Annotated in this window: 2 protein-coding genes and 2 pseudogenes; 2 read left to right on the top strand and 2 right to left on the bottom strand. The window is 42.1% G+C overall.

What is annotated here, in order from left to right:
- Positions 1 to 176: 176 nt before the first annotated feature.
- Positions 177 to 428: pseudogene (locus CA598_RS33570) on the bottom strand (DUF7667 family protein).
- Positions 429 to 867: 439 nt separating this feature from the next.
- On the opposite strand from CA598_RS33570, the gene CA598_RS31230 reads away from it, so the two are divergent.
- Entirely contained in the window at positions 868 to 1,083 is a 216-nt protein-coding gene (locus CA598_RS31230; protein WP_094879016.1) for a helix-turn-helix domain-containing protein, read from the top strand.
- A gap of 480 nt (positions 1,084 to 1,563) precedes the next feature.
- The gene (locus CA598_RS31225) at positions 1,564 to 2,181 is read left to right on the top strand and encodes a hypothetical protein (RefSeq protein WP_094879015.1); all 618 of its coding nucleotides are present in this window, start codon (positions 1,564 to 1,566) and stop codon (positions 2,179 to 2,181) included.
- Between the two features lie 345 nt (positions 2,182 to 2,526).
- On the opposite strand, the pseudogene CA598_RS31220 reads toward CA598_RS31225, so the two are convergent.
- Positions 2,527 to 4,065 (bottom strand): annotated as a pseudogene (locus CA598_RS31220) (IS1182 family transposase); the annotation flags it as partial.

The following is a 4,065-nucleotide window of genomic DNA, read 5'->3' as shown; positions in this document are numbered from 1 at the left end:
TGAACCCCCGGCCTACGCATTACGAGTGCGACCCACATAAGTTCTATAGGGTTCTTTAAGGCCCTATACAATTACAGCAACACGGTATTAATCATTATAAGGTTCTTTGAGGTTCTTTGAGGTTCTTTAAAGTCCTGCATGACGGTAGAAGAAATGGTAGAAGAAAATCATTGGACTTATACCCCTCCGCTCCTCGGGGCTCTACCCGTTATTCGAAGTGCATCTATCCGGATTCGTAGTTCTTCAAACCATTCATCATCTCGTACATTCACAGCTAGAGCGGAGAGCTGTTGCAGCTTCATCATATCCCATCAATACCGGGCATTTGCCTAAAGGCACTGCTGCAGCTCCTTACCATGCGCTTCCGTGAGTGTGCCGCTCTTATGCATATGGTACAGCTCCGCAAGGCGAAGGTGTGCGGGCAGCATTATCGCCGCCCCCGAGCTTTGAGCAGTGCAGCCATGGATAAGACCAATGCAGCCCCAATCACAATCCAGGTGATTATGTTTAACATTCATATCCCTCCTGTTATTTGAAAATGGATATTTATTTGCCGTTTATGATATGATTGGATGGAGGAAGGGCCGTGAACCCCTTCCTCCGGGAACCTATTTACGTTTGCGTGGTCCGCGGCGTTTTTTGGTTCCTTTCTTTTTGTCCTTAAACAACAAGCCTGCAGTTATAAGTTGTATGATTGCTGTTAGGAGCTGTACCCAATCTTTCATTGTCACTCTCCTTTCTAGGAAGTAATTTGTATCAACTTCCTGATATAAATATATTATCTGTTAATTAATTAATGAATATAAAACATCAGTTTGTTGATATAAATGATTATTTAGTATATACTTATTCCAAGGAGGTTTGCACATGATCAAAAATAATTTAAGTGAGATATTGGGACGGAAGAGGCTGAAAGTTAGGGATGTAGTCCGTGGAACAGGTTTGGCTATCAATACCGTATCCGGGCTATATCATGACACCTCTAAACGCGTTGATCTGGATACGCTGGACAAGCTGTGTACGTTCCTTGGTGTAAGCATAGGAGAAATATTAGAACATGTAGCAGAGCCGTCACAGGAATAACCTGGATGGAAGTATATTCCTGTCAATGTGTGAACGTTCAGAACAACCTTGAGCTCGAAGATCTTGAACCATTAGTAAAAGCTTTCGATAAGTTTTTAGACGGATATTGGAGCAAAGAATAATAGGAACATAAAAATGCCCCGGGGAAAGCTTTCCGGGGCATTTTTTTATATAGTTACCTGAATAACATTCTCTATTTTAATCAGAACTACTCGTTACGTCCTTAATCTTTTGCGCCCTCAATTATAAGAAAAAATGTTGAATTATAATCAAAACAAGGTTCTATATCATTGATTTCGAACTAATAAGTGTTTACCAATTAGATAATTATCACCTTCTATAAAAATGTAAATTTGAACATTATGTGGACTAATTTTAAAATTATACCATTTAATTCTATCATATTGGTTTACTTGTATATATTTTCCATGATAACATTTTAATTGTATCTATCACAAACAAATGGAGGTAATTACTAGTATGAAAAAGTTTATGTCAGTCATTTGTTCCACTGCAATAACTTTAACGTTAGTTGTTCCTGCTGCTTCTGCTGCTCCTACCGCTCCTGTTCAAGAATTTAGCTCATTAGAAAAGAATGTTTCGGTAAATCAAACCAAAAATCTTATTGATATAGTAGAACCATACGTAGAAGTAAATAAGGATGGACTGTTACAATTCAAGGATGTTCCTCAAGCTATCTATGATAGCTATAACCTTAGTGAACTACAAAAGCATTTCGATACCCTCAATACAATGGTTACAAATGGTAGAATTATTATCAATAGCGACTTAAATATCATTGATCAATCTATGTCTGCAAGGGCAACTTATGGTAGTTGGGACTATCATTGGTGGGGATATGATCGTAATTTTGGCAACAGTGAAACCCTAGAATTTATAGATTACTGCAATTCAGTAGCTGGGGGGGCAGGAATAGTTACAGGCGCTACTTCATTCTTTCCGCCGGTGGCCGCTATTGCTGGAGTCACAACAGGATACTTTACTCTGCTCAGCGCACGTGTAGATGCGAATAACAAGGGCAATGGTGTATATATTGGTGTAACTTGGGTAGCTGCATTTAATGTTGAACCATTATAAAATGTTATATAATATTGAAAAAGGAGGTTAACATCTTTGAACAGTAGCGTTCAAACCACCTTATCAATAATACTTATCTTGATCAGTCTGTTATACTTCCTTCTATACTTAAGAACGAAGAAGAAGAATAATCATTTCCCGGTTAAATACAAGATTCTCTTTTTCGTTGTGTTCTTGCTATTATTTATTCCTCTAATCTTCTCATTTAATAGCTAGTAATTTTCACCTTAGTAGTATTTACAGAGTTTATGATGGGGCTGTCCCATAAGTAGATATTCTACTAGCGGAGATAGTCTCTCTATCCTCTTAAAAGTTTAAAACGTCAACAGAGCAGCGATTCTCCTGTTATTGGAGAATCGCTGCTCTGCGTTTTTGGTCATTTGCAGCTTGTTTCTGTAAATTATGGGCAAGTGAAAGCCAACCGACCTCAAGCGTCACTTTTTCTATGCCGCGAAGCAGAAAACGCCGGAATCCCCGGTTGTTCTTCAGTTGTCCAAATACGCTTTCCGGTTCCGTCATTCGCCGTACGGCTAAGAGGTAACCTTCCTCGCTCCGTAACATTTCTCGAGCCTGCTTCTGGTACCGCAACCGCTCTAGACTCACCACGACTTCCCGATTACCGGTTGCCTTCGTGCAGCGTTCTTTTAGCGAACACCCTTCACAGTTCTGGCTTCGGTAATGACGCTTCTGAATTTCGTATCCACTCTCTAAGATTTCTTTGCTTTCTTTGCGGAAATGCAGCGTTTGTCCAGCCGGGCATTTCCAGCTATCCTCGGCTTCGTCGTACGTCCAGTTCTCAATCTTTCCGACATTCGCTTTCCATGCTTTGCTCTCTTTTCCTTATGGTAGCTTCCGTATTTGACTACCGCCTGAATCTCTTTCTTTTCCAGGTAGGCGTAGTTTTCTTCACTGCCGTAGCCCGCATCCGCAATCACTGTCTTCGGAAGTTTCCCGAGGATCTGCCTTGTTTTCTCCATGTGTGGCTGTAAGCAGCGGGTATCGGTCGGTCTTTGGTGTAGACTATAGGCCAAAATAAACTGGTTTTCGGTCCCAATCTGTACATTGTAACCCGGTTTAAGTTGACCATTTCGCATGTGGTCTTCTTTCATTCGCATAAACGTCGCATCTGAATCGGTCTTGCTGAAGCTATTTCGGTCACCAAGTAGCTTTTGGTACTGTTCGTACTTCAACAGCCGGGGAAGCAAATCCTTACGCAGCTTCCGAATAGCCTTTTTCAAAGGTTTGTTTTTCGGTGTTTCGATAAGCTGAGCTTCAAGTTTTTGCACAGCTTGTTCGATTTTCTCACTGCTTACTTCGGTACCCGTGCCGAGTTCAGCGAGATCCTTGCCTTGAAACTCCTGCTCTTCCTGATGCTCTGCGGCTTCGATGGTCGCAAACAGGCTATGTACCTTTTCTTGGAGTTTGGCCTTGTGTTTGCTGACCGCTTTGCCCCACACAAACGTGTAGCGATTGGCGTTCGCCTCAATTTTGGTTCCGTCCAGAAAGTATTGCTCCAAAGAAACATATTTTTCGTCAGCCAGAAACTGAAGCACGGCGGTAAATACCGTCTCTAGGACGCTTTTCATCCGCTGGGAACGGAATCGATTCAAGGTGCGAAAGTCTGGCTGCTGCCGTCCGGCCAGCCACATAAAGAGGATATTCTCCCGAACGGATTTGGCGATTTGGCGAGATGAATAGGTACGCTGAGTGTAGGCATAAATGATAACTTTGGTAAGCATCTTAGGGTGATAGCTGTCGCGTCCACCGCCGGGATAAGCGGCGTCAAAGATGGAATCGTCTAGCCGATTCACGGCTGCGTTAACGACACGAAGGAGATGGTTTGCTGGAATATCTTCTTCTAAATCCATTGGCAGGCAAAGTTGG

The sequence above is a fragment of the Paenibacillus sp. VTT E-133291 genome (assembly GCF_002264395.1).
Lineage (GTDB): Bacteria > Bacillota > Bacilli > Paenibacillales > Paenibacillaceae > Paenibacillus_AQ > Paenibacillus_AQ nitricinens.
The sequence above is the reverse complement of the archived record's forward strand: the minus strand, read 5'-3'. Positions and strand labels throughout refer to the sequence as shown.